Genomic DNA, 26,699 nt, shown 5'->3' on the forward strand with positions numbered 1-26,699 from the left:
TCTTCTAATACACCGGCGATTGTGGGGCTTAGCAGAAAGCCTGCATATCGTGCAACTGAGATGAACCCGGATGCAGCACGCTGCATCCGGTGAGCATTGCGCCGCGGTTTAGCGCAGCGCGCGGGCAGGCATGGACCGCGTGAACTTCAGCAGTTCATCGAGCATGGCGTTCAGGTCGTGCCGCAGCCTGGCAAAGCCGGCGGTGTGGGTCAGGCCCGCTTCGTCCATGTAGAGCTTGCGGTTGATCTCGAGTTGCAGGCTGTGGCGGCCGGTCTGCGGCTGTCCCACCACGCGCACGATTTCCACGCCCTTGTAGGGGTGGTTGCGCCAGACGTCATAGCCCATGTCCTTGAGCACGCCTTCGACACGGTCGGTGAAGCGCTTGTCGCAGGTGGTGCCGTCGCGGTCGCCCACCACGAAATCGGGGTGTTGCAGCCCCGGAAACTCGGTGGCGTACTGGGCCGCCTGGCTCGGCATCGAATGGCAATTGATATGCCAGGCCGCGCCGTGTTCGGCGACGGCCCGGTCGGCCAGCTTCTGCAACTGGGCATAGTAGGGCAGGTAGCAGCGGTTGATGCGCGACTGCACTTCCTCCACGCTCAGCTTGCGGTCGTAGATCGCTTCGCCGGTGTCGAGCACACGCCAGACCAGTCCCTTGCCGAGGCGGGTTTTTGCCGTTTCCTGCTTCGCGCCGGGCCACGGCGCGTCGAGCAGGGCTTCGTCGATTTCCTCGAGCGCGCGGTTGGCATCCAGGTAGCTGCGCGGAAAGCCCGCGCACAGCAGCGGAATGCCGCGTGCCGGGGCGCCCGCGTAGAGCTCGTCGACAAAGGTGTCTTCGGCCTGCCGCAGCAGCGGCAGGGGCAGGCTGGCATCCGGGCGGAAGTCCGTGGGATAGGTGGTGGCGCTGTGCGGCGAGTCAAGGAACAGCGCGCTCACCGGGCCTTCCGGCATGTAAAGCTGGTAAGGACTGTCCGCGCTCTTTCGGTCTGCTTCGGTCATGGTGCTGCGGCAATCAGTCGAGGGAGATCTTGGCTGCGGCGGCGACGCGCTTGTTCTTGGCCACTTCGCTCCTGATCTGCGCGGCAAACTGCGCAGGCGAGTTGCCCACCGGCGTGGCGCCCAGCTTTTCCAGTTTAGCCTTCACCTCGGGCAACGCCAGTACCTTGACGGCAGCCGCGTTCAGCTTGTTCTGCAGGTCGGCGGGCAGGTTCGCCGGGGCGATCAGGCCGAACCAGGCGGCGTCGTTGACCTCGGGCAGGCCCAGTTCGGCAAACGTCGGCACATTGGGCAGTGCGGCGATGCGCTTGGGCGCGGCCACGGCCAGCGCGCGCAGCTTGCCGCCTTCGATGAACGGCAGCGACGACGGCAGGTTGTCGAACAGCACCTGGACCTGGCCGGCCAGCGCGTCATTCAGCGCCGGTCCCACGCCCTTGTACGGCACGTGCAGCAATTCCGTCTTGCTGCTCATCTTGAACAACTCGCCCATCATGTGCGACACGCTGCCATTGCCGGCCGAGCCGTAGGCCAGCTTGTTCGGCTGCGAGTGCGCCAGCGCAATGAACGACTTCATGTCGGTGGCCTTCACCGCCGGGTTGATGCTCATCACGTTGGGCACGGACGCCAGGTTCGTGATGGTCGTGAAGTCCCTGGTGGCGTCATAGGACAGCCGCGGGTACACCGCCGGGTTGATGCCGTGCGTCGAGGCCGTGGCAATGCCGAGCGTGTAGCCATCCGGCGCGGCCTTGGCCAGGTAGGCAGTGCCGATGCTGCCGCCCGCGCCGCCGCGGTTGTCCACCACCACAGCCTGGCCGAGCTGCTGGCCCAGCTTGTCGGCGACGATGCGCGCCACGATGTCGGTCGTGCCGCCGGCCGGGAAGGGCACCACCAGCGTGATCGGCTTGGTCGGATAGTTGGTCTGGGCGGCGGCAGGCAGCGCGGCGGCGGCAAAAGCGGCCGAGGCTGCGACGAGAACGCGGAAGAGTTGTCGACGTTGCATGGTTCTTGCGAAGCAGGGAGGGATTGGAGTGGGGAGAAAAGCGGTTTCCCCGATTCTGCTCGCGCGGGCAAGGGCGCGGCAAACGAATTAAAATCGCACGGTCATTCCATTTGGTCGTGAAGTTGAGGTGATGTATGCGGCGTATGATGCCGTCGATGACCGAATTGCAGGCGTTTGAGGCTTCGGCCCGGCACAACAGCTTTACCGTTGCCGCCCGGGACTTGCATGTGACGCAGGGGGCAGTCAGCAAGCAGGTGCGCAGCCTGGAATCGCTGCTTGGGGTGGAGCTGTTTGAACGGGTGCGGCAGCGGCTGGTGCTGACGCCGGCCGGCGTGCGCTACCTGGAACGCATCCGGCCCACGCTGGACGAGATCGAAGCCGCCACCGTGGAGGCGGCGGGCCGCGAGCAGCAGGCCGGGATCCTCCATATCGCGAGCATGCCCACGCTCGGTGCCAAGTGGCTGATTCCGCGGCTGCCCCAGTTCTTTGCGCGCCATCCCGAGGTGAAGCTGGAATTCGTCCCGCACGCGCAGGGTTACGTGTTTGCCGAGCCCGAACTGGACGCGGCGATCCGCTTCGGCGTGGGCGTCTGGCCCGGCAGCCTCGCGGACTACATGATCGGCCGGGAAATCGTGCCTGTGTGCCGGCCTGCCTTGCTGGCCGGCCATGCGGACGGCGTGGTGAGTACGCCCGCCGAACTGCTGCAATACCCCTTGCTGCACCACACGACGGTGCCCGAAGCCTGGCCCGACTGGTTCGCCGAGCTCGGCGTGCCCACGCGCGACGCGTGGGCCGGGGCCCGCTTCGACCAGTTCTCGCTGCTCACGCAGGCAGCGTTGTCGGGCCTTGGCATCGCGCTGATCCCGCGTTGCCTGATCGACGAAGAACTGGCCACTGGCGCGCTGGTGGTTGCGCATCCCGCGCGGGTGCTCAGCAACAAGGGCTATTACCTGTGCTATCCCGAGCACAAGCAGCATTTGCCTGCCCTGCAGACCTTCCGTGCCTGGCTGATGGAGGGCGCCGACGCGCGCGGCTGACTTTGTTGCCTCGCGGCCGCAACAGACAGGGTTTGCCGCCATATTCGCGCGCTTGAGCCGTCGCGGACACTCCCCCGCTCAAAAGAAGAGAACGGGGTCAATGATGGATCGCAGGCAGTTTGTGCGCGTGGCAGCCGCGCTTGGCAGTGCTACGGTCATGGCGCGGGGCGCCAGGGCGGCGGGGAGCGCGCCCGGTGTCTATCCGGACCGCATCGTGTTCGGCCAGACCATCGGGTTCGACAGCGTTTGGGGTGGTCCTTATCGCAGCTACACCGACGGCCTGCTCGCATACTTCAACCACGTCAACGCAAAGGGGGGTGTCAACGGTCGCAGGCTCGTGGTGAAGCGTCGCGAGGACAACTATGTCCCCGAGAAGACCGTTGCCAATGTGCAAGCCTTCCTGCAGGACGATGTCTTCGGGCTGGTCTGCATGGCTGGCACTGGCAACACGCTTGCGGCGCTGCCGCTGATCGAGCAGCACAAGCTTCCGGTTGTGGGCACATTCACCGGTGCGCCCGATGTGCGCAGGGATTCTGCCCCGGTGTTCCATACCCGTGGCGGATATGTCGACGAGGTGATGCGCATGGTCCAGCATGCGACCACGGTCGGACTGAAGCGCGTAGCGGTGGTGTACCAGGACAATGCCTTCGGCAAGGTGAATGCCGAAGCAGCGGGCAACGCCGCGCGCAAATACGGCGCGGAGATTGTTGCCATGGTTTCCCATAGTGTCCAGGGTGATGACATTCCGGCAGTGGTGGCAAGACTGCAGGCGGCCCGGGCGCAGACCACGCTGCTATTTACCGCGCCCCAGTCGGTGGCGGACATCCTGATCGCCCACCAGTCCAGGCACGGCCCGCTGCCTTACCCATGGATTCTCTCTGTCACCTCGGCGAAACAGGTATTCGAGAAGGCCGCCGAACTGTCGCGCGGCGTTGGGGTGACGCAGATCATGCCCAACCCGGCTTCACGCGTGGTGCCGCTGGCCCGCGAATTCCAGGACGTGCTCGACAAGGCCGGCGTCGGGGACAACCGGACCTATGAAGCCGTGGAAGGTTTCCTGACAGCGAAGGTGGTGGTCGATGGCCTGCTTGCGTGCGGCGCCAATCCTACCCGGGAACTGTTCATCAGCAAGCTCGAGGCGTTCGGCAAGCGCGAGTTCGGTGGCCTGCGCGTGCACTATGAGCGCAACCGGCACAGCGGCCCCGACTACGTGGAGGTCGCGATGATCGGCAACGGCGGCCGCATCATCAGCTGAAAGGAAGAGAGGCGCCCTGTGGCGCCTCTTTGTAGCTTCTTACTTCGACAACACCTTCATCGCCGATTCCAGCCCCGCCAGCGTGACCGGGTACATACGCCCCTTCATGAGCTGGTTGATGACCGTGATCGACTGGCGGTATTGCCACAGCCCTTCCGGTTCCGGGTTGAGCCAGACGAAGTGCGGGAACTGTTCGGTCACGCGGTTCAGCCACACCGAGCCGGCCTCCGCGTTGTTGTACTCGACCGAGCCGCCCGGCTGCAGGATCTCATACGGGCTCATGGTGGCGTCGCCGACGAAGATGACCTTGTAGTCGGGCGTGTACTTGTGCAGCAGGTCCCACGTCGCCAGCTTCTCGGCATGGCGGCGGCGGTTGTTGCGCCATACGTGGTCGTATAGGCAGTTGTGGAAGTAGTAGTACTCGAGGTGCTTGAACTCGGTCTTGGTGGCCGAGAACAGTTCTTCCACGCGCTTGATGTGGTCGTCCATGGAGCCGCCCACATCCATCAGCATCAGCACCTTGACTTTGTTGTGGCGCTCGGGCCGCAGTTTGATGTCGAGCAGGCCGGCATTGGCCGCGGTGGCGTGGATGGTGTCGTCCAGATCCAGTTCGGTGTCGGCGCCTTCGCGCGCGAAACGCCGCAGCCGGCGCAGCGCCACCTTGATGTTGCGCGTGCCGAGTTCGACCTGGTCGTCATAGTCCTTGTAGGTGCGCGCCTCCCACACCTTGATGGCCGTGCGGTTGCCCTTCGACGGTCCGCCGATGCGGATGCCTTCCGGGTTGTAGCCGCCGTGCCCGAACGGCGAGGTGCCGCCGGTGCCGATCCACTTGTTGCCGCCTTCATGCTTTTCCTTCTGCTCCTCGAGCAGTTGCTTCAGGCGCTCCATGAGCTTGTCGAGGCCACCCATGGCCTCGATCTTGGCCTTTTCCTCGGGCGACAGCTCGCGCTCGAGCGTCTTCTGCAGCCAGTCGAGCGGAATGTCGGACTTCCAGTCGACCAGGCTTTCCACACCCTTGAAGTAGGCGCCGAAGGTCTGGTCGAACTTGTCGAAGTGCTTCTCGTCCTTGACCAGCGTCATGCGCGCCAGGTAGTAGAACTCGTCGATCGACGGCGCGATCACCTGGGCCTTGAGCGCTTCCAGCATGGTCAGGTATTCCTTGACCGAGACCGGCAGCTTGGCGTGGCGCAGCGAGAAGAAGAAGTCGATCAGCATGATGCCTCGCGATCAGTGGCAGCAGGCGGCGCGCTCAGCGCGGCCGCTCCAGCTGGAATTGCAGGTGGTTGCGCACCGTCGGCCATTCGCTGGCGATGATCGAGAACACCACGGTGTCGCGCAGCGAGCCGTCCGGCATGCGCATGTGGTTGCGCAGCACGCCGTCCTGTTTCGCACCCAGGCGCGCAATGGCCGTGCGGCTCTGGTGGTTCATCCAGTGCGTGCGGAATTCCACGGCGATGCATTCGAGCTGCTCGAACGCATGGCGCAGCAGCATCAGCTTGCATTCGGTGTTCAGCGGCGTGCGCTGGACGCGGCGCGCGTACCAGGTCGAGCCGATCTCCACGCGCCGGTTGGCCGCATCGGCGTTCATGTACGTCGTCATGCCCGCCAGCTCGCCGCTGGCGTCGCGTACCGCGAACGGCAGCATCGAGCCTTGCTCTTGCAGGCCCAGACGCCGGGCAATCTCGGCCTCCATGCCCTCGGGTGCGGGCACGCTGGTGTACCAAAGCTTCCACAGCTCGCCATCGGCCGCGGCGGCGCGCAGGCCTTCTGCATGCTCGAGCCTGAGCGGCTCGAGTGTGGCGTGCCGGCCCGACAGCGTGACGGGTTGGAGGAAGGCGCTCATCAGCGGTTGGCGCGGTTCATGAACACCAGGCGCTCGAACAGGTGCACATCCTGCTCGTTCTTGAGCAGCGCGCCGTGCAGCGGCGGGATTGCGGCCTTCTTGTCCGGGCTCTTCAGCGCCTCGGGCGGGATGTCCTCGGCCATCAGCAGCTTGAGCCAGTCGATCAGTTCCGACGTGGACGGCTTCTTCTTCAGGCCCGGCAGGTTGCGCATCTCGTAGAACGATTCCAGCGCCGCGGCCACCAGTTCGCGCTTGATGCCGGGATAGTGCACGTCGACGATGCGCTGCATGGTGTCGGCGTCCGGGAACTTGATGTAGTGGAAGAAGCAGCGGCGCAGGAAGGCGTCCGGCAGTTCCTTCTCGTTGTTCGAGGTGATGATCACGAGCGGGCGGTGCTTTGCCTTGACCAGTTCGCGCGTCTCGTAGACGTAGAACTCCATGCGGTCGAGTTCGCGCAGCAGGTCGTTCGGAAATTCGATGTCGGCCTTGTCGATCTCGTCGATCAGCAGCACGATCTGCTCGTCGGCCTCGAAGGCCTGCCACAGCACGCCCTTGACGATGTAGTTGCGGATGTCGTGCACGCGGTCGTCGCCAAGCTGCGAATCGCGCAGGCGCGACACGGCGTCGTACTCGTACAGGCCCTGCTGCGCCTTGGTGGTCGACTTGATGTGCCACTGCAGCAGCGGCATGCCCAGCGCGGCGGCCACTTCCTCGGCCAGCATGGTCTTGCCGGTGCCGGGCTCTCCCTTGATCAGCAGCGGGCGCTGCAGCGTGCGCGCGGCATTGACGGCCAGCTTGAGGTCGTCGGTGGCGACATACTGGTCACTGCCCTCGAATTTGACCTGCTGGGCGGGTGAAGCTTGGGCGGAAGCGTTGGCGGTGTTGGACATGAGGCAACCTGAGGTGACGGCCGGAATCAGGCCGGTTTAGGCCGGTCGGCGTGTTAAGCGCAGTCTCTTCGCGCTTTCACGCGCGCTTTCATTATGAAAACCGGATTCGCGAACGGTCGTTCGGAATCCCTGAATGGACGAGTATAAAAGACCTTTGCGGTTCGTGTTGGGCCCGGCTGACAGCCGGGCCATGCCGGAGGCCGGTTGCTGGACTGCCAGGTGCCGCCTGCTGTACAATGCGGCGGTTTGACGCGCCCCCACGTCCAGTTTCCAGTATCCGGCAGTCCGCGTTCAGAAGCACCTGCGGCCCGTCCGGGTCGCGGTGATTGCGAGAGGTGGTCCCAGAATGGTGTTCCACATCCCGGCAAAGAACCGGATGCGACATGTCTGGCGGGTTGCTCCCTGGCGACTCGCAGGCTGCCAGGCTCCCCGCAGAAGCATTCTGAGACCGTCTCCGCCCGGCAGGGCAGGTCACGCACGGTTTAACTTCCAATCCGCTAATACAATGAAAAAGCTCCTCACGATGGTGGTGCTGGGCGCGGCTGCAACGGCAGCGCTGGCACAGGAAGTCAAGGGCAATGGAGACGCTGCCAGGGACAAGGTTGCAATGTGCATCGGATGTCACGGCATTCCGGGCTACCGTACGTCGTTCCCCGAGGTCTATGAAGTGCCGATGCTGGGTGGGCAGAGCGCCAAGTACATCGAAAATGCTCTGAAGGCCTACCAGAAAGGCGATCGCAAGCACCCGACCATGCGCGGCATTGCCGCCACGCTGACGGACCAGGACATCGCCGACGTGGCTGCCTACTACTCGCAGCAGAAGGCCGGCTCGCAGAACAACACCTTCAAGTAAGAGACACCGGACCATGAAGACGCTTCAGACGCTTTCGTTCGCGATTGGCGCACTCGTGCTGGGTGCCTCCGCCGCAACCGCCTCGGCGGCCGATCTCGCCGCCGGCAAGGCGCTGGTGGAAAAGGGCAACTGCGTGGCCTGCCACGGCCAGGGGCTGAACGCCCCGATCTCGCCGGACTATCCCAAGCTGGCCGGGCAGCATGCGGACTACCTCTACCACGCGCTGCTGTCGTACCAGGTTTCGGGCATACCGCAGGTGGGCCGCTCCAACGCGATCATGGCCGGCCAGGTCAATGCCAACCCGGCCGTCACGGGCAAGGATGGCAAGCCGCGTCCGTTCACGCGCAAGGAGCTGAAGGACATTGCCGCCTACATCGAATCGCTGCCGGGTGACCTGGTGCTGAAGAAGTAATACGGCGGGCGGATGTCCTGCCGCATTACGCAAGCTTAAAAAAAGCCGCTCCGGGATTCGGGGGCGGCTTTTTTGCATCTGGAAGCGCCACGTGGCGCCTGGGCGCTTACGAAACCGCGGAGGGCTGCACCGCGCGAAGGCGCCGCGCCATGCCGTCCGACATCCACGGGGCACCGGCTCCCGCGATCAGGGCGTCGACGCCGCGCAGCGGCGCAAGCAACTTCCTGCCCGCTGCTTCGCCAGCCACCATGATGGCGGCGCCCAGTCCGTTGATCGTTTCAATGTCGGGGGCGACCAGTGTGACGCCGTGCGGCCCGTCGGCCGGCATGCCGGTGCGCGGGTCCAGGACATGGTGGTAGCGCCGGCCATTGCGGAAGAAGCAGCGTTCATAGTCTCCCGATGAGGCGACCACACCATTGCTGACGGACAGCACCCCCAGCAGGCGTTCCGGCGCGCGGGGATCACGCACGCCAACGCGCCAGTCCCGTCCCTGCAGCTGGCCGCTCGCAAGGACATCGCCGCCCCCGTTGATCATGGCGTCGCGCAGCCCGTGGCGCTGCAAGGCCTGCATGCCCGCGTCCAGGATCGGCAGCTTGGCGATGCCGCCCAGGTCCAGCCGCATGCCGGGGCGGTGCAGCAATACTTCGCCGCGCGTTTCGTCGAGGATGACCTGGCGGTAGTCCACCAGCGGGCGTTCGCGCGCAAGCTCGCCGGCATCGGGAACATGGGTGCCCGGCGCCTCGAACTGCCAGCCGGCGTACGCGCCGACCGTCACGTCAAAGGCACCGCTGCTGCGTGCGGACAGCTGCCCGGCCGTGCGCAGCACCGCGATCAGCTCCGGGGACACCCGCACGGCGCGGCGCCCCGCGCAGCGCTGCAGTTCGCTCACTTCGCTGTCCGGCCGGTAACGGCTCATCCGCTGTTCCAGGCGAGTCATCTCGGCAAAGGCAGCGGCCATGCCGTCGCGCGCAACCGCCGCGCTCGCGCACTGGACCACGATATCGACACGTGTTCCCATGAGCTGCTGCGAAGCGCGATGCACGGCCGGATCGGCCAGCGCCGGCCGGACGAACATGCCGGTGGCCAGCAAGGACAGGCCGCCAAGGCCGCGCAGGCTGCGCCGGCGGCCGGCATCGATGATTCGAGGCTTCGGCATGATCGGGTTCAGTGCGAACGGGCGACCATGTAGTCGACGGCGGCCTTGACCCTGTCGTCCGGCAGGGAAGGATTGCCGCCACGCGCGGGCATCATGCCCTTGCTGCCGGTGAAGCCTTCAAGCGCGTGCTTGTAGAGCACGTCGTTGCCTTGCGCGATGCGCGGCGCCCAGTCGGCCTTGTCGCCGGGCTTTGGCGCACCGGCCACGCCGGCCGCGTGGCACATGGCGCAGACCTGGCCGAACGTGCTCTTGCCAAGCGCATTCTCTTCGCCGCCACTCGACTGTGCTGCGCCAGCGCCCGCAGCGGGCGTGGTGGCCGCGGCGACAGCCACCGGTTGGGACGATTGCGCAGCGGGTGCTGCATTGTCTTGCTTGCCACAGCCAGCGATTGCGATTGCGGCGGCGGAAAGCAATACCATCAAGAGGGTTTTCTTCAGCATGACAGTTCCTTCGGCGGATAAGTAGCGGAATAAGTTTTCGCGCCGCTTATTCTGTCCGCTTCGCGCAGCGTAAAGATGCATTTCAAATGCACATCTAACGAATCTATGACGATGGTCAATTCCTCAACACGCAAGTGATTCGAGTATGTCGATCCGGAAACAACAGAAAGAAAAGTTGGCGGACGTTCGTCCGCCATTTGCAACGACGGATCGAGGAATCGAAGATGAGCAGGCAATTGCAGGACCAGGTAGCGCAGCCCGATGTGCCGGCCGCGCCCGGACGGCGGCGTTTCATTGGCACCGCGGCGCTGGCCGGACTGGCTGGCGTGGCGGCATGCACGGACAAGGGTGGCAACGCGGCGCCGGCCGCGGCTCCGGCAGCCGGCGGCAGCGCGGCGGCACATGAAGGTGCCAGCATTCACCTGAAGCCCGGTGAGCTCGATACCTACTATGGCCTGTGGAGCGGCGGGCATGCTGGCGACATGCGCGTGCTCGGGCTGCCTTCCGGCCGGGAGATCCACCGCATCCCGTGCTTCACGCCCGATGCGCTGGTTGGTTGGGGCATCACCAACGAGTCCCGGCAGGTGATGGGGACCCGTCCCGACGGCAACCTCCGCTACACCGTCGGCGATACGCACCACGTGCATGCCTCCTACAAGGACGGCAACTATGATGGCCGCTATGCGTGGGTCAACGACAAGATCAACTCGCGCCTGGCACGTGTCCGGCTCGACTACATGGTCTGCGACAAGATCACCGAACTGCCCAATGTGCAGGGCTTTCACGGCATCTTCCCGGACAAGCGCGACCCGGTCGACGAGAAGGTCAACTACACCACCCGCGTGTTCTGTGGTGCCGAATTTGCGCTGCCGCTGCCGAATACCCCCATCGAAGACGCGGGCAAGTACCGGTCGCTGTTCACCTGCGTCGATGCGGAATCGATGGAGGTGCGCTGGCAGGTCCTGATCGACGGCAACTGCGACCTGGTGGCGACGTCGTACGACGGCAAGCTGGCTGCCACCAACCAGTACAACACGGAAATGGGCGCGCACTACGAGGACATGATGTCCGCGGAGCGCGACGCCTGCCTGTTCTTCAACGTGGCGCGGATCGAAGCCGCCATCAAGGACGGCAGGTTCAAGAAGATCGGCGACTCGAAGGTGCCGGTGGTCGACGGCACGCGCGCGGCCAACCAGGACCCGAAGACCGCGCTGACCGCGTATGTGTCGGTGCCCAAGAACCCGCACGGCGTCAATGCCAGCCCTGACCAGAAGTACTTCGTCTGCGCGGGCAAGCTGTCGCCCACCGGCACGGTCATCGAGCTGGCGCGCGTGCTGGACTGGTTCGACGGCAAGCTCGAGAAGCTGGACGATGCCATCGTCGCGGAAGTGGAACTGGGCCTGGGGCCGCTGCATACGGCCTTCGATGGCCGCGGCAACGCCTACACCACGCTGTTCCTCGACAGCCAGATCGTGAAATGGAACATCGACGCGGCCATCCGCTTCCACAAGGGCGACAAGAACGCCAAGTACGTCGTCGACCGGCTGGACGTGCAGTACCAGCCCGGGCACCTGAATGCCACGCAATCCGAGACCATCGCGGCAGACGGCAAGTACCTCGCGGTGGGCTGCAAGTTCTCCAAGGACCGGTTCCTGCCGGTGGGCCCGCTGCATCCGGAGAACGAACAGTTCATCGATATCTCGGGCGACAAGATGGTCCTGCTTGCGGACCACCCGGTGCACAGCGAGCCGCATGACTTCGTCATCTTCAAGCGCGAGCTGCTACACCCGAAGCAGGTCTATGCGCTGGACGATTTCCCCAACGCGGTCAAGGATCCGAAGGAGTCGGGCGTCTTCCGCAATGGCCGCAAGGTGACGGTCAAGATCACTTCGCAAGCGCCGGCTTTCAGCCTGCGCGAGTTCAAGCTGAAGAAGGGGGACGAGGTCACGCTGATCCTGACCAACCTGGACAAGATCGAAGACCTGACGCACGGCTTCGCGATTCCGAAGTACAACATCAACTTCATCGTCAATCCCCAGCAGACGGCGTCGGTGACGTTCATCGCCGACAAGCCGGGGGTGTTCTGGTGCTACTGCACCCACTTCTGCCATGCGCTGCACCTGGAAATGCGCAGCCGCATGATCGTCGAAGCCTGAGCAGGACCGCGCTCGACATCCGGGGCCACGCCCGCCTGGCGCGTGGCTCCGGGCAGACCCCTGCCCACACCCTGACGGCGTCACCATGTTTGCGAACAAGACAACGCGGAAGCCGGGCCAATGGCTCGTATTCCTGATTACCGCATGGCTGCTGCTGCTGTCATGCGCGCCGGCCGCGCGGGCCGCAGCCTACGAAGCGGCCCTGCCTGCGGGCCTGGCGGATGCGCCGAACCTGTGCGCGCTGCTGCCGTGCGCGGAAGTGCTGCCCGGCGCGACAAGTTTTTCCCACCGCAAGGGCCAGCCGCCCTATGTGGAGGGCTACGGCAGCACGCCCGACGGCGCGAAGAAGCTGCTCGGCTACGTGATGCTGTCGACCGATATCACCGATACGCCGGCCTATTCCGGCAAGCCCGTGGTTACGCTGATCGGCATGGATACGCAGGGGCGCTATGTCGGGATCAAGGTGCTGAAGCACTCCGAGCCCATCCTGCTGCTGGGCATTCCGGAATCGGCACTGTTGAACTTCAACAAGCAATACCTTGGCAAGTCCGTTGCCGACAAGATCGAAGTCGGCCAGTCGCGTCCCGATGAAGGCGTGGTTGGCGTGGATGCGATTTCCGGGGCCACGGTGACGGTGATTGCGCAGAACCAGGTGCTGACGACATCTGCAGCGACCGTGGCGCGGCAGGTCGGCATCCTCGCGCCTACGCACCGTGAGCCGGCCAGCTTCGTGGCCACCGGCAAGCAGTACAGCTGGGCAGACCTGGCCGCCATGGGCGCGGTGCAGCGCCTGCTGGTCCGGCCGGCGCAGGTAGGGCTGCCGGCGGACTCGGGGCCGTTCATCGAACTCTGGTTCGGCGACCTGAACCATCCGGACGTGGGGCGCAGCATTCTTGGCGATGCAGCCTGGCAAGGCCTGCGCAGCCAGCTCAGCGCCGGCGAGCAGGCTATCTTCATCATCCGCACGGCGGGCAGGGAGTCGTTCAAGGGCTCCGGCTTCGTGCGCGGCGGCATCTATGACCGCGTACAGGTCCGGCAAGGCGCGGATGCCTTCACGTTCCGCGACCTGGACTATCTCAATCTCTACGGCATTGCGGCCGAGGGCGCGCCGTCGTACACCGAGTCGGCGATCTTCGTGATCCGCAAGCCGGCGTTCTCGGCGGCGTATCCGTGGAAGCTCTCCTTCCTGGGCAACCGCGTCGACAGCGCCACCGGCGTGCGCAGCTTTGCCAGCTTCGATGCGCCTTACTGGCTCCCCGATGCGCTTCTGCAGGGCGGCCGTCCCAAGGTGGAAGAGTCCGAGGCGGCGTGGCAGAAGGTGTGGCGCGCGCGGCTGCCGCAGATTGCGCTGTTCGTGGCCCTGCTGTGCGCGGTCACCATCGTCTACGCGCTGCGCGACCGGTTGACACGCCGCGCCACGCACAAGAACAAGTGGGCGGTCAACGGGTTCAAGTACACGGCCTGGGCCATCAGCATCGTGTTCGTCGGCTTCGGCGCCATGGCGCAGCCGTCGGTCACGCAGGTGCTGACGTGGTTCCATTCGCTGCTGTTCCAGTGGAACTGGGCGCTGTTCCTCAGCGATCCCTTCATCTTCTGCTTCTGGGTCTTCATCATCCTGACCGTGTTCCTGTTCGGGCGCGGCCTGTTCTGTGGCTGGCTGTGCCCGTTCGGATCGTTGTCCGAGGCAATCTACAAGTTTGGCCGCCTGGTCGGCCTGAAGCGCTGGCAGCGCCATTTGCCGCGTGCGTGGCATGACCGGCTGAAGTGGCTCAAGTACGGCATCTTCTTCGGGCTGCTGGCCGTGTCGATGTTCTCGATGGGGCTGGCGGAGGTGCTGGCCGAGGTCGAGCCGTTCAAGACGACGTTCCTGGTCGGCATCAGCCACCGCGCGTGGCCGTACGGGCTTTTTGCCTGCACGCTGCTGGGTTTGTCGCTGTTCGTCGAGCGTCCGTACTGCAAGTACATCTGCCCGCTGGGCGCGGCGCTGGCGATGCCCAGCACCTTCCGCTGGTTCGGCCTGCGCCGCAAGGTGGAATGCAACCAGTGCAAGGCCTGCGCGAACGGCTGCGGGTCGATGGCGATCGACGCGGACGGCCGCATTGACCACCGCGAGTGCCTGCACTGCCTCGATTGCATGGTGCTCTACACCGATGCGTCCGGCTGCCCGCCGCTGGTGCGGGAGCGCAAGCGGCGCGAGCGCGACGGCCTGCTCATCACGCCGATCGGCCGCGACGGCTACTACATTCCGCTGGAACCCGTCCCTGCAACGGCGGCGCCCGGCAAGCCGCTGCGGGCGGATCCGCGCATGGCCACCGATCCGGTCACGCCGCCTTACGCAAGCGCACGCGGCTGGCGCTGGCTGGTGCTGGAACTGCGCGACCATCTCTGGCCGTGGAGCGCCGAGGGCTGGCACTCGGCGCGGGCCTTGCAGGTCGCGGGGCTGGCCATCGCGCTCGCGGTGGTGGTGGCCTGGATGCTGGCGGCAGCCGGCCGGCTTTCATCGGGCGCGGTGATCGGCTGGTGGTTCGGCTGGAGCGTCTATGAGGTGCTGATCCGCCTGAGCGGGCGCGCCTACGTCAAGGAAGGGCCGTGGTGGCGGGCAGGGTACCGCAAGGCCTCGGCGATGGACATGCTGTGCTACGTGGGCTTCAAGAACCTGCTGATCGGCGCCGTGCTCTTCCTGGTGCTGAAGAGCGCCGGGATGCTGTCGGGATGAAGCGGCTCCTTGTCCTGCTGGCAGCTGGCCTGGCGATGTGCAGCGCGCAGGCGGCAACGACCTGGCGCGTGCAGCCCGGCCAGGACCTGCAGGCGGCCATCCATGCCGCACGCGGCGGCGATGTGATCGAGATAGAGAAGGGATTCCACGAGGGGAATTTCATCGTGGACAAGCCGCTCACGCTGCGAGGCGTCGGGCGGCCCACCCTGAGCGGCGGCTTGCATGGGGATACGCTGCGCATCACGGCGCCGGATGTCGTGGTGGAAGGTGTGATCGTGCGCGATTCCGGCGACAGCCTGAAGGACCAGAATGCCGGCATCTACATCTACCCGGGCGCGCACCGCGCCGTCGTGCGCCAATGCGACCTCACCTACAACCTGTTCGGCCTGTGGATCGAAAAGGCGGATGACGTGCGCGTCGAAGGCAACACCATCACCGGCAAGCGCGACTACAACTCCGCGCAGCGCGGCAATGGCGTGCAGCTCTACAACACGCGTGGTGCCAGGATCATCGGGAACAACATCAGCTTCGTGCGGGACGCCCTGTACGTCGATGTCTCGCACCATGCCGTCTTCCGGGGCAACCGCCTGCACCATAGCCGCTACGGCACGCACTACATGAACTCCTACTACAACCTGTGGGAGGACAACGACAGCTACTACAACCGCGGCGGCCTGGCGCTGATGGAAGTGCGCGACCAGGTCATCCGCAACAACCGCACCTGGGGCAACACCGACCACGGCATCATGCTGCGCACCTTGCAGGACTCGGTCATCGAAGGGAACGTGGTGGCGGGCAACCAGCGCGGCTTCTTCATCTATGACGTCGAGTACGCACAGCTGCGCGGCAACCTGATCGTGAACAACGCCGTCGGCGTTCACCTTTCGGCAGGGTCCACGCGCAATGTCGTGCAGGGCAACGATCTCATCGGAAATCGCGAGCAGGTCCGCTACGTGGGCGCGCGCGATGAAGCCTGGGGCGGGCGCTCGCCTGCGGAAAAGGGGCAGGGCAACTACTGGAGCAACTACCTTGGCTGGGACCGGGACGGCGACGGCATCGGCGACACGCCCTACGAGGCCAACGACCTGGTCGACCGCCTGAGCTGGCGCTATCCCGCCGTGCGGCTGCTGCTGGGCAGCCCGGCGGTGCAGGCACTGCGCCTCGCCGGCAGGCAATTCCCGGTACTGCGGGTGCCGAGCGTCGTCGATGCCTACCCGCGCATGCGGCCGGCCCGCATCAACTGGAGTGAGTGGCGTGACAAACAATATCGCGGAGAATGACCCGGCAACGGCGGCCATTGTGCTGCGCGGGGTCAGCAAATCCTACGGCGCGCACCGGGCGGTGGACAACGTGGATTTCGTCGTCGGCCAGGGCGAACTGGTCGGACTGATCGGCCACAACGGCGCGGGCAAGAGCACGCTGTTCCGGATGATGCTCGGGCTGGTGCCGCCGAGCAGCGGGGAACTGGTGGTGGCCGGTGCAAGGGTGGGCGGGCGCGAATTCCGGGCCGCCCGGCGCCAGGTCGGCTACCTGCCCGAGAACCTGGTGCTGTACGACAACCTCAGCGGCCGGGAAACCCTGCGCTTCTTCGCGCGGCTCAAGGGCGTATCGCCCGACGCATGCGAACCGATGCTCGATCGCGTCGGCCTGGCGGATGCGGCGAAGCGGCCCGTGCGCGAGTATTCCAAGGGCATGCGGCAACGGCTCGGCTTTGCGCAGGCGCTGCTGGGCAAGCCGCGCGTGCTGTTCCTGGACGAGCCGACCAACGGGCTCGATCCCGTCGCGATCCGCGACTTCTACGAGCTCCTGCTGGCGCTGCGTGGGCAAGGCGTGACGATTGTGCTGACGTCCCACATCCTGGCCGAACTGCAGCAGCGCGCGGACCGCTTCGCGGTCATGTCGGCCGGCCGCATGCAGGCGGTGGGAAGCGTGGCGGCGCTGCGCAGACAGCTTGGCCTGCCGGTCACCCTGGCGCTGCGGCTGGAGCCCGGCGCCAGGCCCGCCGCCATCCGCTGCCTGCAGGCGGAGCAGGGGCTGGCGGTGGAGATTCAGGAAGGCGCCACGGAACAGGACCTGACGCTGCGCTGCCTGCCGCAGGCAAAGATGGCCGTGCTGGCGGCGCTGCAGCCGCTGGGCCGCTGGCTCGACCTGCATATCCATGAGCCGTCGCTGGAAGACCTGTTCCTGGGACTGGGGAGCCGGGCATGATCCAATTCGAATGGCGGCAGGTGGCCACGCTGGCGGGCAAGGAGTTCCGGGACCGCGTGCGTAACCGGTGGGTGCTGGCAGTGGCCGTGGTCTTCACCGTGTTTTCGGTGGCAATCAGCTATTTCGGCGGGGCGGAGCAGGGCACGCTGGGGCCGCGCTCGATCGAGTTCGTGATCACCAGCCTGGTCAGCCTGGTGATCTACCTGGTGCCGCTCATCGCGCTGCTGCTTGGCTTCGATGCCATCGTGGGAGAGCGCGAACGGGGCTCGCTCGACCTGCTGCTGGCCTTGCCTTTGACCCGGGGAGAGCTGCTGCTGGGCAAGTACCTGGGTCTGGCCGGCGCGCTGGCATGCTCGACGCTGGCCGGGTTTGCGCTGATGGCGGGCCTGCTGTATGCGCGGTTCGGCTGGCCGGGGCTCTACCAGTATCTCGGCTTCGTGCTGAGCGCCACCCTGCTGGGGCTGGCGTTCCTGAGCCTGGCCCTGTTCCTGTCCGTGCTCAGCCGCGACCGTACCCGCGCATCGGGCATGGCCATCGCGCTGTGGTTCTTCTTCGTGCTGGTATTCGACCTGTTGCTGCTCGGGCTGCTGGTCGCGGGTAGCGGCCAGCCCGGCGGTGCATCCGGAGGCATTGCGGGCAGCCTGTTCAGCGGAGACTGGGTGGCCTGGCTGCTTCTGCTCAACCCGGCCGATATCTTCCGCATCCTCAATATCTTTTCACTGGATCAGTTGCGCAGCCTTGGCGGCGTTGCCGGCATTGTTCCGCCGTCCCTGGCCGACCCATGGCTGATGAGCGGTGCAATGCTGGCATGGATTGCCGTGCCGCTGGTCCTTGCAGCCCGGAGGTTCCGTTGATGAAGCTTATGCGCCGTCGTTTATTGCTTGCCGCCGGTGGACTGACCGTCCTGGCGGCATGCGGCACGGAAAAGCAGGTGCCCGTGCAGCCTGCCGAAATCGAATCCGCCAGCACCTGCGACCTCGATGGCATGCTGCTGGCCGACTACCCGGGCCCCAAGGCCCAGATCTTCTACGCCGGCGATGCGCGGCCACACTGGTTCTGCGACACCGTCGAGATGTTCCACACGCTGCTCAGGCCCGAACAGGCCCGGCCGGTGCGCGCCGTGTTCGTGCAGGACATGGCGCTGGCGGACTGGGACAGGCCACGCGGCCACTGGTTCGACGCCACCAAGGGCGTGTACGTGCTCGGCAGCAAGCGCCGCGGGCCGATGGGCCCGGCGATCGGGAGCTTCCGCGACGCGGCCGGCGCCCGCGCCTTCATGGACAGCCATGGAGGGAAGATGCTGGCTTATGCCGAGGTCACGCCGGAGATGGTCGACATCTGCGGCGGTGCTTCGAGCGATGGCCGGATGTAGTACACCGGCCATCGACAACTGCAAGCTGCTTCAGTTGCCGCTGCCGCTTGCCAGGCGGCGGGCCTTGACGGCCTCGGCCAGCGTTTCGAGCACCTTGACCGAGTCGTCCCAGCCGATGCAGGCGTCCGTCACGGACTGACCGTAGGTCAGGCAATCCACCGGCGTGCCCTGGGCGTGATCCTGGCGGCCAGCCACAAGGTGCGACTCGACCATCACGCCGACGATGCGGTCGTCGCCGGCAGCCAGTTGGCGGCCGATGTCCTCGCAGACCGGGATCTGGTTCTCGTGCTTCTTGCTGCTGTTGGCGTGCGAGGCGTCGATCATCAGGCGCGCCGCCAGGCCCGACTTGGCGATGGCATCGCAGGCCTCCTGCACGCTGGCCGCATCGTAGTTCGGCGCCTTGCCGCCGCGCAGGATGATGTGGCAGTCCTCATTGCCCGAGGTTGACACGATCGCCGAGTGGCCGCCCTTGGTCACCGACAGGAAATGGTGCGGCTGCGACGCGGCCTTGATGGCATCGACGGCGATTTTCACGTTGCCGTCGGTGCCGTTCTTGAACCCCACCGGGCACGACAGCCCCGATGCCAGTTCGCGGTGCACCTGCGATTCCGTGGTGCGCGCGCCGATCGCGCCCCAACTGACCAGGTCGGCGATGTACTGCGGGCTGATCATGTCCAGGTATTCGGTGCCGGTGGGCACGCCCAGCTCGCTGATGTTCAGCAGCAGCTCGCGCGCCGTGCGCAGGCCGTCGTTGATCTTGAAGCTGCCATCCATGTACGGGTCGTTGATCAAGCCCTTCCAGCCCACCGTGGTGCGCGGCTTCTCGAAGTAGACCCGCATCACCACTTCCAGCTCATTGGCGAAGCGGTCGCGCTGCGCCTTGAGCAGCTTCGCGTACTCCAGCGCTGCCTTGGTGTCATGGATGGAGCAGGGGCCGATGATGACGATCAGGCGGTCATCCATGCCGTGCAGGATGCGATGCATGGACTGGCGCGCGGCATGGATCACCTCCGAAGCCTTTTCGGAGCAGGCGAACTCGCGGATCAGGTGCGCGGGTGGCAGCAGTTCCTTGAGTTCACGGATGCGCAGGTCGTCGGTGTTCTTCAGCATGATGGGTCCGGTCTTGTGAGGTCGTGGAGTATGTCAGGGCGAGGCAGGTATAAAAAAAGCCGCCAGGCTTGCTGGCGGCTTTTTTTGTTTGTTCGGGGCGCTTACAGCCGTCCCTCCCTATCCGCCAGCGGTGTGAGATCGCTAAAAAAGTAAAAGTAAAACTTAGCGGACATGGCGGAGAAAGGCTTTGGCTGGGGTCAGCGTGAATTCGATTCTGTTTCGAAGCGCGGTATTTATGCTGCGCTGCGTGACAAAAGGGCAGAAAATTGCGCGGACATCGTCAAAATTTCGGTGCGCGGCAATTGCCTGCTGGACTGCGAAGCATCTTTATAGCGCCTTTTGCCGGGGTTGGCAAGTACCGCGCCAGGCTTCCGGGTGGTCACGGCGCGGCAACCGCGCTCAGGCCGTGCCACCCACCGTCATGTTCTCGATCCGCAACGTCGGCTGGCCTACGCCCACGGGTACGCTCTGGCCTTCCTTGCCGCACACGCCCACGCCGGAGTCCAGCCGCATGTCATTGCCGATCATGGTGACGTCCTTGAGCGATTCCGGGCCATTGCCGACCAGCGTGGCGCCCTTGACCGGATAGGCGATCTTGCCGTCCTCGATCATGTAGGCCTCGCTCGCGGAGAACACGAACTTGCCATTGGTGATATCGACCTGGCCGCCGCCGAAGTTGACCGCATACAGGCCGCGCTTGACGCTGGCGATGATTTCCTGCGGATCGCGGTCGCCGTTGAGCATGTAGGTGTTGGTCATGCGTGGCATCGGCAGCGCGGCGTAGCTTTCGCGGCGGGCGTTGCCGGTCACCGGCATCTTCATCAGCCGCGCGTTGAGCGTGTCCTGGATATAGCCGCGCAGGATGCCGTCCTCGATCAGCGTGGTGCACTGGGTCGGGTTGCCTTCGTCGTCGAGGTTGAGCGAGCCGCGGCGATTGGCCAGCGTGCCGTCGTCCACCACGGTCACGCCCTTGGCCGCCACGCGTTCGCCCATGCGGCCCGCGAACGCCGACGAGCCCTTGCGGTTGAAGTCGCCCTCGAGGCCATGGCCGACCGCTTCGTGCAGCAGCACGCCGGGCCAGCCCGGGCCGAGCACCACGGTCATTGCGCCGGCCGGTGCGGGGCGCGCATCCAGGTTGACCAGCGCGGAGGACACCGCCTCGTCCACGTACTGCTGCAGCAGCGCATCGGTGAAGTAGCCGTAGGCGTAGCGGCCGCCGCCGCCCGACGAACCCATCTCGCGCCGCCCGTTCTGTTCGGCGATGACCGTGACCGACACGCGCACGAGCGGGCGCACGTCGGCGGCGATCACGCCGTCGCTGCGCGCCACCAGCACCACGTCGTATTCACCGGCCAGGCCGGCCATGACCTGCACCACGCGCGGGTCCTTGGCGCGCGCCATGCGCTCGACGCGCTCGAGCAGCGCCACCTTCTCGGCAGCCGCCATGGAGTCGAGCGGGTCGTTCGGCGTGTACAGGTTGCGCCCGTTTTGCGAGGCCAGTTCGCTGGCCACCTTGACGCGTCCGCTGCCGGCACGGCCGATGGTGCGCGTGGCCGCCGCGGCCTGCGACAGGGCGGGCAGGCTGATGTCGTCCGAGTAGGCGAAGGCCGTCTTGTCGCCCGAGACGGCGCGCACGCCTACGCCCTGGTCGATGCTGAAGCTGCCCGACTTGACGATGCCTTCCTCAAGGCTCCAGGCCTCGTTGCGGGTGTACTGGAAGTACAGGTCGGCATAGTCGACCTTGTGCGTGAAGATGTCGGCCAGCACGCGCTGCAGCTTGGCTTCGTCCAGGCCATACGGCGCCAGCAGCAGTTGCTGCGCGGTGGCAAGGTTGCGGATTCCGAGATCGCCGGCGTTCATGAACAGTCCTTTTCTTTCTTGCTGGTGCGCCGGCATGACTTGGCCGGCGCCGTGAATCAGGTTGGGGCGGGAGCTTCCGCCAATGCTACAGCACCCGGTGCTTCAGCGCGGGCAGGTTCTGCCGGACTTCGGCAAGCCGCGCGGGGTCGATCACGCCGCTGACCACGCCTTCGCCTTCGGGCAGCATGGCCAGCACCTCGCCCCACGGATCGACCAGCATCGAATGGCCCCAGGTGCGGCGGCCGTTCTCATGTTTGCCACCCTGTGCGGCGGCGAGCACATAGCACTGGTTTTCGATGGCACGTGCGCGCAGCAGGATTTCCCAGTGGGCCTGCCCCGTGGTGTAGGTGAAGGCGGCCGGCATCAGAATCAAGCTGGCGCCTTCGTCGCCGGCCAGCTCCCGGTAGAGTTCGGGAAAGCGCAGGTCGTAGCACACCGACATTGCGACGCGTCCGCACGGCGCCTCGAAGCTGACCGGCGTGCTGCCCGCCAGGATGGTGCGCGATTCGTCATAGCTTTCCGCGCCGCGCGTAAAGCCGAACAGGTGGATCTTGTCGTAGCGCGCCACGCGTTCGCCGCGCGGGTCGAACGCGAGCGAGGTGTTGTAGACGCGCGCGTCGTCGCCACACCACATCGGCAAGGTGCCGCCGACCAGCCAGACGCGGTGGCGCCTTGCGGCATCGGCAAGGAAGCGCTGCACCGGGCCGTCGCCATCCTGTTCGCGGATGGCGACCTTGTCGGCTTCGCGCTGGCCCATCATGCAGAAGTACTCGGGCAGCAGCACCAGTTCGGCACCGCCATGCGCGGCTTCGGCGATTAGCGCGTCGGCACGTGCAAGGTTGGCGTCGAGCGACGTGCCGGTCACGGTCTGGATGGCGGCGACGCGAAACGGGGCAGGGGCTTGCATGGGGCGTTTCCTCTGGGGCGGCGCGCTGCGCGGTGCCGGCGCTCAACGCGGCACGGCCGGTTCGGCGCGGTTCTGGTACGTCGGCTGTTGCGCCTTATTGTCCTCCACTTTGCCGATCTGCGGGTTGGCCCAGCTGCCGGTGATCCGGTAATGCTGCGTGAACACCTTGGAAAACTCGTCGGCGAACAGCAACTGCGCGGCGAGCGTGCCGATGCCGAGCACCGGGTTGATGAACGCCGCCGCTACCGACGTGGTAGTGGCGTTGATGCGCGGCACCACGCGCACGTCGAGATCCTGGGTCTCGCGCAGCAGGTCGGCCGACCCCGACATGCTAGAGATGATCTGCGGGCTCTTCAGTTCGAAGTCCTTGATCGTCCCGACGCCGTTCTCAATGGTGCCGGAGCCGGAGATGCCGTCGAACAGCAGGCCGCGCCCCGACAGCGAACGGAAATCCAGCGTGGCAAAGCGCAGCAGGCCCTGCAGGCTGAGCACGCCGAGCAGGCGCGCCGCACCGGGCTCGACGCTGAGGATCTGGCCGTTCTCCAACTCCAGCGCAAGCCGCCCAGTCAGCGTCGGGTAATCGATCGACATCGGCGAGCCGCGCCATGCCACGCGGCCTTCGAGCTTGCCCTTGCCGTCGCGCAGCGTGTGCGGCAGGCCCAGGCGTTCCAGCGTGGCGCCGGCATCGCGGATATCGATGGCGAACGTCAGCGCCGTGCGGCGGGGAGCGTTGGCGGCATCGCCGTCGCGCAGCCTGCGCGGCACGCGCCAGGTGCCGCTGCCGGTCAGCGTGGCGCCGGGCTGTTCGATCAGCAGCCGCTCGAGGGTCCAGACCGGCTCGTCGCCGCTCTTGCTGCTGCGGGCCACGACCTCGAGCTTGCCGAAGTCATGCCCGCGCAGCGTGAACTGCTCGGCGACAAGGTCGATGGACGGCAGGGTGTCGATGCTGTTGGCGATGGCGTCGACGACATTGTGTTCGTCGCTTGCGTCAGGCACGTTCAGGCGGCTCAGGCGCAGGCGCATGGCGCCGGAGCCTGACTGGCCTTCGGCGCGCCACTGCATATTGCCGGCGATCTGGCGCGACTCCAGGTTGATGTCCCAGCCGCCGGCCTCGCGCGTGGCCTCGACCTTGACGTCGTCGAGCGTGCGGCCCGCGGCCTGGAGCGTGCGCATGCGGGCGTTGATGCGCTCGGGCAGGAAGGCGGGCGGGCTGGCGCGGCGGCTGCCGTCGCCTTGCATGCCGCCAAGGCTCGCGAGGGCAGAGCGCCAGCCATCGAAATCGAACTGGTCGAGCGTGGCCGCGGCCCTGACGCCGTTCGCGGGCAGTGGCGCGGCCTGCTGCAGGCCGATCCCGCCGGCCACCACCTCGGTGTCGCCGCCGTTGTAGTCGGGGCGCAGCAGGTAGCGCGCATTGAGCGCGCCGCCAAGCTGGACCTGCATTTCTTCCAGGCCCGCACGCCCGGGGGCGGGGCGCAGTTCGAAACGCAGCGGCATGTCCTGTGCGGCGGGCTTGGCCAGTGGCGCCGGCAGGGCGATGGCCATGCCGTTGAGGTCGGAGTTGACCTGCACCTGCGTCTGGCGCTCGCGCGAACTGAACACCGCGCTGTAGCCGGCGCTGCCTTCCAGCCTGGCCGCCAGCGCCGCCACCGAAGAGCCCGCCGCCGCTTCGCGCATGCCGGCCGCGGTGGCGTTGCCGTTCGCGGTGACCCGCACGCTGCCGTCGGGCTGCGAGCCGCCGCCGATGCGGACTTCCCCGCCGAGGAAGCGCGCACGCATGTTGTCGAGCTGGAAGCCGTGCTCATTGAAGGCGATGGAGCCGCTGGCGCCGCCCAGCTGCGGAACCTGCGCGTTGAGCACGACATCGTTGCCGGGGAAGCGGAAGGTGCCGTCGACACGCGTGGCATTGGCATTGGCCAGCGGCATGTTGAGCTTGAGCCTGAGTTCGCCATTGCCCTGCGCGCGCGAGTTGTCGGCCACGTGGCCGGTCCACTCGCGCACCGGCGAGGCCGCCATGTAGTGCAGGAAGCCTTGCACCGCGCCGCTGGCGCCGCCGTCGATCTCCAGGCGCCCGTGGTCGCTGAGGTCGTCGATGCGGCCGTTCACATCCTGCAGTGTCACGCCGGCAATGCCCTGGATGGTGGCGCGACGGGCCAGGAACGACATGCCGCCGCGCTCGAACAACACCTGGCCTTCAATGTCGGCAAAGGTCGGCCATACCGGGGCGCCGCCCGGGCCGGTCTCGTGTGCCGCGATCTGGTACCTGACCTGGCGGATCGGCACTTCCACGCGGAAGTCGCCAGCCTTCTCATATGGGCCGTGGAACGGGAAATGCGTCAGGTCGCCCTTGAGCACGAAGCGCACGCCGGCGGCATCGCCACCAGCCAGCGCGCCGGCCAGGTAGTGGCGCGTGCCGGCGGGAATGCCTAGCGGCAGATAGCGCGGCACCCGTGCCACCTGTGCCCGGCTGAGCTCGCCGCTGAGGTCGGCAATGCCCGATTCGCTGTCGCCGCCCGTGCGCCAGGTGCCGTTCACGGTGCCGGCCGTGTCTGCATTGGCGAAGCGGATGTTCCCCACGGTCACCGTCATGTGCCCGTCCTGGCGGGTCCAGCGCACATCGCCGCCGAGCTGGTCGAACGGCAGGCGCGGCTCGTCGAACATGCCGGGCAGCACCAGCGCCGCATTGCTGCCTTCGAAGTGGACCGTGCCTTGCCGGTCGTCGAAACTGAACGTGCCCGACAGGTTGGCAAAGCCCGGCACGCCGAGGTTCGGCTTGCCGTTGGCCCCGAGCGCGGGCACCGCGGGCTGGCCGTTGACCGAAACGTTGCGCAGCGTGCCCTGGACGGCGTAGTGCGCCTTGCCGGGGCGCCGTTCGAGCACGCCCGCGCGGTCGCGGTTCCAGGTCACGTTCAGGTTGTCGATATGGCCGGCCGGCTGCAGCGCGCGCAGCTGGCGCAGCACAGCGGTATCGACCGGCATCGACGTGGCCAGCGCCCGTATCGTGTTCAGGTCGAACGTGGGGGCCTTCAGCGAGAACTTGCGCAGCCCGCCCTTGTTGTCCATGGCCCAGCCCAGCGTGACCTTGCGCATGCCTTCGCGCCACGCGGTGTCGTTGGCAGCGGGCGGGCCGGCCATCGGCTGAGGTTGCCAGAGCAGGGTGTCGATGGTCAGCAGGTTGCTGCCGTCGCGGTCGCGGCGGTGCAGGAGGAAGGCCTGCGCATTGGCGAGCTTCAGCGCTTCGCTGGCGCCCGCGAGCTGCAGGTCGATGCCGCTGCCGCGCAGCCGGGCCTGGCTGCGCACGATGTGCCCACTGCTGAATTCCACCGTGCCGTCGGTGCTGAAGCTGCCGCCCGTCACGCGCTCGAACACGGTCAGGTAGCGCTGCACGACCGGCAGCTGCAGTTGCGTCACATCCCAGCTTGCCTGCCCCGACCAATAGCGCCAGTTGCCGGCGTTGCGCAGGTAGTCGTGGCGCAGGCTCGCCCGCATCACCAGCGGCCGCGGCGCCAGTGCCTCGGACTGCGCTTCCAGGCTGATCTCATGATGCTGGCCACGGCGCCGCGCGCTGAAATGGATCTGGGCCACGTCCAGCTGAGGCAGGTGGCCCTTTTCGTCCAGCCAGCGCAGCTTGCCGTCGGTCAGGTCCATATTGCCCTGAGCCATCAGCCAGTCCAGGAAGCGGTTGTCGTCGGTGTTGCCGCCGGCGGTGTCGACCGCCATGCCTGCGACCAGCAGCTTGCCCTCGGGGGTGCGGCGCGCCAGCACATCGGTGTGGGTTGCGCTGAGCGCCTCGAACTGCAGGTTCATGCTGAACAGCGAGCGCCAGGCGAGCTGGCCGTCCAGCGAGCCTGTCGAGAGCAGCGTACGCTGCTGGGCGTCGACCACCTTCAGGCCGTGCGCGCGGAAGGCCGGGTGCCAGCCGTCCCAGTAGGTATCGAGCGAATCGATGGTCAGCTTCGCCGATAGCGCCAGCGAGCCGCGGTCTTCCAGCCACTGCCGTGCGGCCGACGCCTGCGGCCAGAGCACGAAGCGGATCAGCAGACCCGCCACCAGCGCCAGCGCGGCCAGCGCCAGCGCCAGCCGCAGCAGGGTGCGGCCGAGGCCGCGCCAGACCGGATGGCGCACGGCCGCGCGCAGCGACCCGGCGCAGCCGCGCGCGAACGCGCGCAGGCGGTCCGCGGGCGAAACCGGCGCAGCGATCGATGGGGAAGCAATGGAAGGGGCCAGGCTGGCGACGGCCTTCTGGCTACCCGCGCCCGCATTGGGGGTGGAACCGTCAGCGGGGGTAGGGGCGCGGCTGGACATGCGCAGATTATCCGACAATACTAGCCGCTCTCCAATCTGGCGCCCGGCCTTTGTATGTTGCAAACAGCTGACACGCGAGGGATGCCGCGAGCGCGCCGCACCTGTCCCCGCATTTCAAGTTACTGGAATGACTGCCTCTGATCCGACGAGTTCCGCCGCGGGCAATACCGCAGAAATCCAACACGG

General features: G+C 66.4%; 22 protein-coding genes. 11 read left to right on the forward strand and 11 right to left on the reverse strand.

The genetic code is table 11. The features are described 5' to 3' along the window. Window positions 1-108 precede the first annotated feature (108 nt). Window positions 109-999: an N-formylglutamate amidohydrolase gene (locus LDO29_RS02575; RefSeq protein WP_224078215.1), complete on the reverse strand. Its 891-nt coding sequence runs from the start codon at window positions 997-999 to the stop codon at window positions 109-111. A 13-nt stretch (window positions 1,000-1,012) separates the two neighbouring features. Beyond that, window positions 1,013-1,996: a tripartite tricarboxylate transporter substrate binding protein BugE gene (locus LDO29_RS02580; RefSeq protein WP_224078216.1), complete on the reverse strand. Its 984-nt coding sequence runs from the start codon at window positions 1,994-1,996 to the stop codon at window positions 1,013-1,015. A 134-nt stretch (window positions 1,997-2,130) separates the two neighbouring features. Here LDO29_RS02580 and LDO29_RS02585 point away from each other — a divergent pair, with 134 nt between their 5' ends. Both LDO29_RS02585 and LDO29_RS02590 read left to right on the forward strand, forming a co-directional pair. Continuing rightward, entirely contained in the window at window positions 2,131-3,033 is a 903-nt protein-coding gene (locus tag LDO29_RS02585) for a LysR family transcriptional regulator (RefSeq protein ID WP_224078217.1), read from the forward strand. Window positions 3,034-3,133: 100 nt separating this feature from the next. Further along, window positions 3,134-4,288, forward strand: a complete 1,155-nt coding sequence (locus tag LDO29_RS02590) for an ABC transporter substrate-binding protein (RefSeq protein ID WP_224078218.1) — start codon at window positions 3,134-3,136, stop codon at window positions 4,286-4,288. A gap of 39 nt (window positions 4,289-4,327) precedes the next feature. Here LDO29_RS02590 and LDO29_RS02595 read toward each other — a convergent pair whose 3' ends face one another. Genes LDO29_RS02595 through LDO29_RS02605 form a run of 3 tightly spaced genes read right to left on the reverse strand, consistent with a single transcriptional unit; the run spans window position 4,328 to window position 7,021 of the window. Further along, a complete protein-coding gene (locus LDO29_RS02595) occupies window positions 4,328-5,503 on the reverse strand; it encodes a vWA domain-containing protein (protein WP_224078219.1) in 1,176 nt (391 codons plus the stop codon). A gap of 34 nt (window positions 5,504-5,537) precedes the next feature. Beyond that, window positions 5,538-6,131 carry a GNAT family N-acetyltransferase gene (locus tag LDO29_RS02600; protein ID WP_224078220.1) on the reverse strand — a complete coding sequence of 198 codons (594 nt, stop codon included), beginning with the start codon at window positions 6,129-6,131 and terminating at the stop codon, window positions 5,538-5,540. After that, window positions 6,131-7,021, reverse strand: a complete 891-nt coding sequence (locus LDO29_RS02605; RefSeq protein ID WP_224078221.1) for an AAA family ATPase — start codon at window positions 7,019-7,021, stop codon at window positions 6,131-6,133. Before LDO29_RS02605 ends, LDO29_RS02600 begins: the two co-directional genes overlap by 1 nt. A 505-nt stretch (window positions 7,022-7,526) precedes the next feature. On the opposite strand from LDO29_RS02605, the gene LDO29_RS02610 reads away from it, so the two are divergent. Continuing rightward, window positions 7,527-7,874, forward strand: a complete 348-nt coding sequence (locus LDO29_RS02610; protein ID WP_224078222.1) for a c-type cytochrome — start codon at window positions 7,527-7,529, stop codon at window positions 7,872-7,874. A gap of 13 nt (window positions 7,875-7,887) precedes the next feature. Then, the gene (locus tag LDO29_RS02615) at window positions 7,888-8,286 is read left to right on the forward strand and encodes a c-type cytochrome (protein ID WP_224078223.1); all 399 of its coding nucleotides are present in this window, start codon (window positions 7,888-7,890) and stop codon (window positions 8,284-8,286) included. A 106-nt stretch (window positions 8,287-8,392) separates the two neighbouring features. Here the strand turns inward: LDO29_RS02615 and LDO29_RS02620 are convergent, their stop codons facing one another. Together LDO29_RS02620 and LDO29_RS02625 are read right to left on the reverse strand one after the other, a co-directional pair. Continuing rightward, complete coding sequence (locus tag LDO29_RS02620; protein WP_224078224.1) at window positions 8,393-9,442, reverse strand: FAD:protein FMN transferase; 1,050 nt, start codon at window positions 9,440-9,442, stop codon at window positions 8,393-8,395. An 8-nt stretch (window positions 9,443-9,450) separates the two neighbouring features. Continuing rightward, the gene (locus LDO29_RS02625) at window positions 9,451-9,882 is read right to left on the reverse strand and encodes a c-type cytochrome (protein ID WP_224078225.1); all 432 of its coding nucleotides are present in this window, start codon (window positions 9,880-9,882) and stop codon (window positions 9,451-9,453) included. Window positions 9,883-10,106: 224 nt separating this feature from the next. Between LDO29_RS02625 and nosZ the strand changes: the two genes are divergently transcribed. The 6 genes from nosZ to LDO29_RS02655 all read left to right on the forward strand — a co-directional run bounded on the left by nosZ (window position 10,107) and on the right by LDO29_RS02655 (window position 18,334). Next, window positions 10,107-12,038 (forward strand): TAT-dependent nitrous-oxide reductase, encoded by a 1,932-nt coding sequence (nosZ, locus tag LDO29_RS02630; RefSeq protein WP_224078226.1) that lies wholly within the window; start codon window positions 10,107-10,109, stop codon window positions 12,036-12,038. An 85-nt stretch (window positions 12,039-12,123) separates the two neighbouring features. Continuing rightward, window positions 12,124-14,754, forward strand: a complete 2,631-nt coding sequence (locus LDO29_RS02635; protein ID WP_224078227.1) for a NosR/NirI family protein — start codon at window positions 12,124-12,126, stop codon at window positions 14,752-14,754. Further along, on the forward strand, window positions 14,751-16,034 hold the full coding sequence (locus LDO29_RS02640; RefSeq protein ID WP_224078228.1) for a nitrous oxide reductase family maturation protein NosD: 1,284 nt from the start codon (window positions 14,751-14,753) through the stop codon (window positions 16,032-16,034). Before LDO29_RS02635 ends, LDO29_RS02640 begins: the two co-directional genes overlap by 4 nt. Next, window positions 16,009-16,962 carry an ABC transporter ATP-binding protein gene (locus LDO29_RS02645; RefSeq protein ID WP_224078229.1) on the forward strand — a complete coding sequence of 318 codons (954 nt, stop codon included), beginning with the start codon at window positions 16,009-16,011 and terminating at the stop codon, window positions 16,960-16,962. Before LDO29_RS02640 ends, LDO29_RS02645 begins: the two co-directional genes overlap by 26 nt. After that, window positions 16,959-17,816, forward strand: coding sequence for an ABC transporter permease (locus tag LDO29_RS02650; protein WP_224078230.1), 858 nt, complete (start codon window positions 16,959-16,961; stop codon window positions 17,814-17,816). The genes LDO29_RS02645 and LDO29_RS02650 overlap by 4 nt, the downstream gene beginning before the upstream one ends. Continuing rightward, window positions 17,816-18,334 carry a nitrous oxide reductase accessory protein NosL gene (locus LDO29_RS02655; protein ID WP_318035494.1) on the forward strand — a complete coding sequence of 173 codons (519 nt, stop codon included), beginning with the start codon at window positions 17,816-17,818 and terminating at the stop codon, window positions 18,332-18,334. The genes LDO29_RS02650 and LDO29_RS02655 overlap by 1 nt, the downstream gene beginning before the upstream one ends. Window positions 18,335-18,364: 30 nt before the next feature. Here the strand turns inward: LDO29_RS02655 and aroG are convergent, their stop codons facing one another. Continuing rightward, window positions 18,365-19,444: a 3-deoxy-7-phosphoheptulonate synthase AroG gene (gene aroG / locus LDO29_RS02660; RefSeq protein WP_224078232.1), complete on the reverse strand. Its 1,080-nt coding sequence runs from the start codon at window positions 19,442-19,444 to the stop codon at window positions 18,365-18,367. Window positions 19,445-19,615: 171 nt separating this feature from the next. On the opposite strand from aroG, the gene LDO29_RS02665 reads away from it, so the two are divergent. Next, complete coding sequence (locus LDO29_RS02665) at window positions 19,616-19,777, forward strand: hypothetical protein (protein ID WP_224078233.1); 162 nt, start codon at window positions 19,616-19,618, stop codon at window positions 19,775-19,777. 66 nt (window positions 19,778-19,843) lie between these two features. Here LDO29_RS02665 and tldD read toward each other — a convergent pair whose 3' ends face one another. The 3 genes from tldD to LDO29_RS02680 all read right to left on the reverse strand — a co-directional run bounded on the left by tldD (window position 19,844) and on the right by LDO29_RS02680 (window position 26,513). After that, the gene (gene tldD / locus LDO29_RS02670) at window positions 19,844-21,304 is read right to left on the reverse strand and encodes a metalloprotease TldD (protein ID WP_224078234.1); all 1,461 of its coding nucleotides are present in this window, start codon (window positions 21,302-21,304) and stop codon (window positions 19,844-19,846) included. A gap of 85 nt (window positions 21,305-21,389) precedes the next feature. Then, window positions 21,390-22,211 (reverse strand): carbon-nitrogen hydrolase family protein, encoded by an 822-nt coding sequence (locus tag LDO29_RS02675; RefSeq protein ID WP_224078235.1) that lies wholly within the window; start codon window positions 22,209-22,211, stop codon window positions 21,390-21,392. Window positions 22,212-22,253: 42 nt separating this feature from the next. After that, on the reverse strand, window positions 22,254-26,513 hold the full coding sequence (locus tag LDO29_RS02680) for a YhdP family protein (protein ID WP_224078236.1): 4,260 nt from the start codon (window positions 26,511-26,513) through the stop codon (window positions 22,254-22,256). Window positions 26,514-26,699: the final 186 nt, after the last annotated feature.

Origin of the sequence: Cupriavidus laharis (genome assembly GCF_914271435.1) — a bacterium.
In the GTDB taxonomy this organism is placed as follows: Bacteria; Pseudomonadota; Gammaproteobacteria; order Burkholderiales; family Burkholderiaceae; genus Cupriavidus; species Cupriavidus laharis.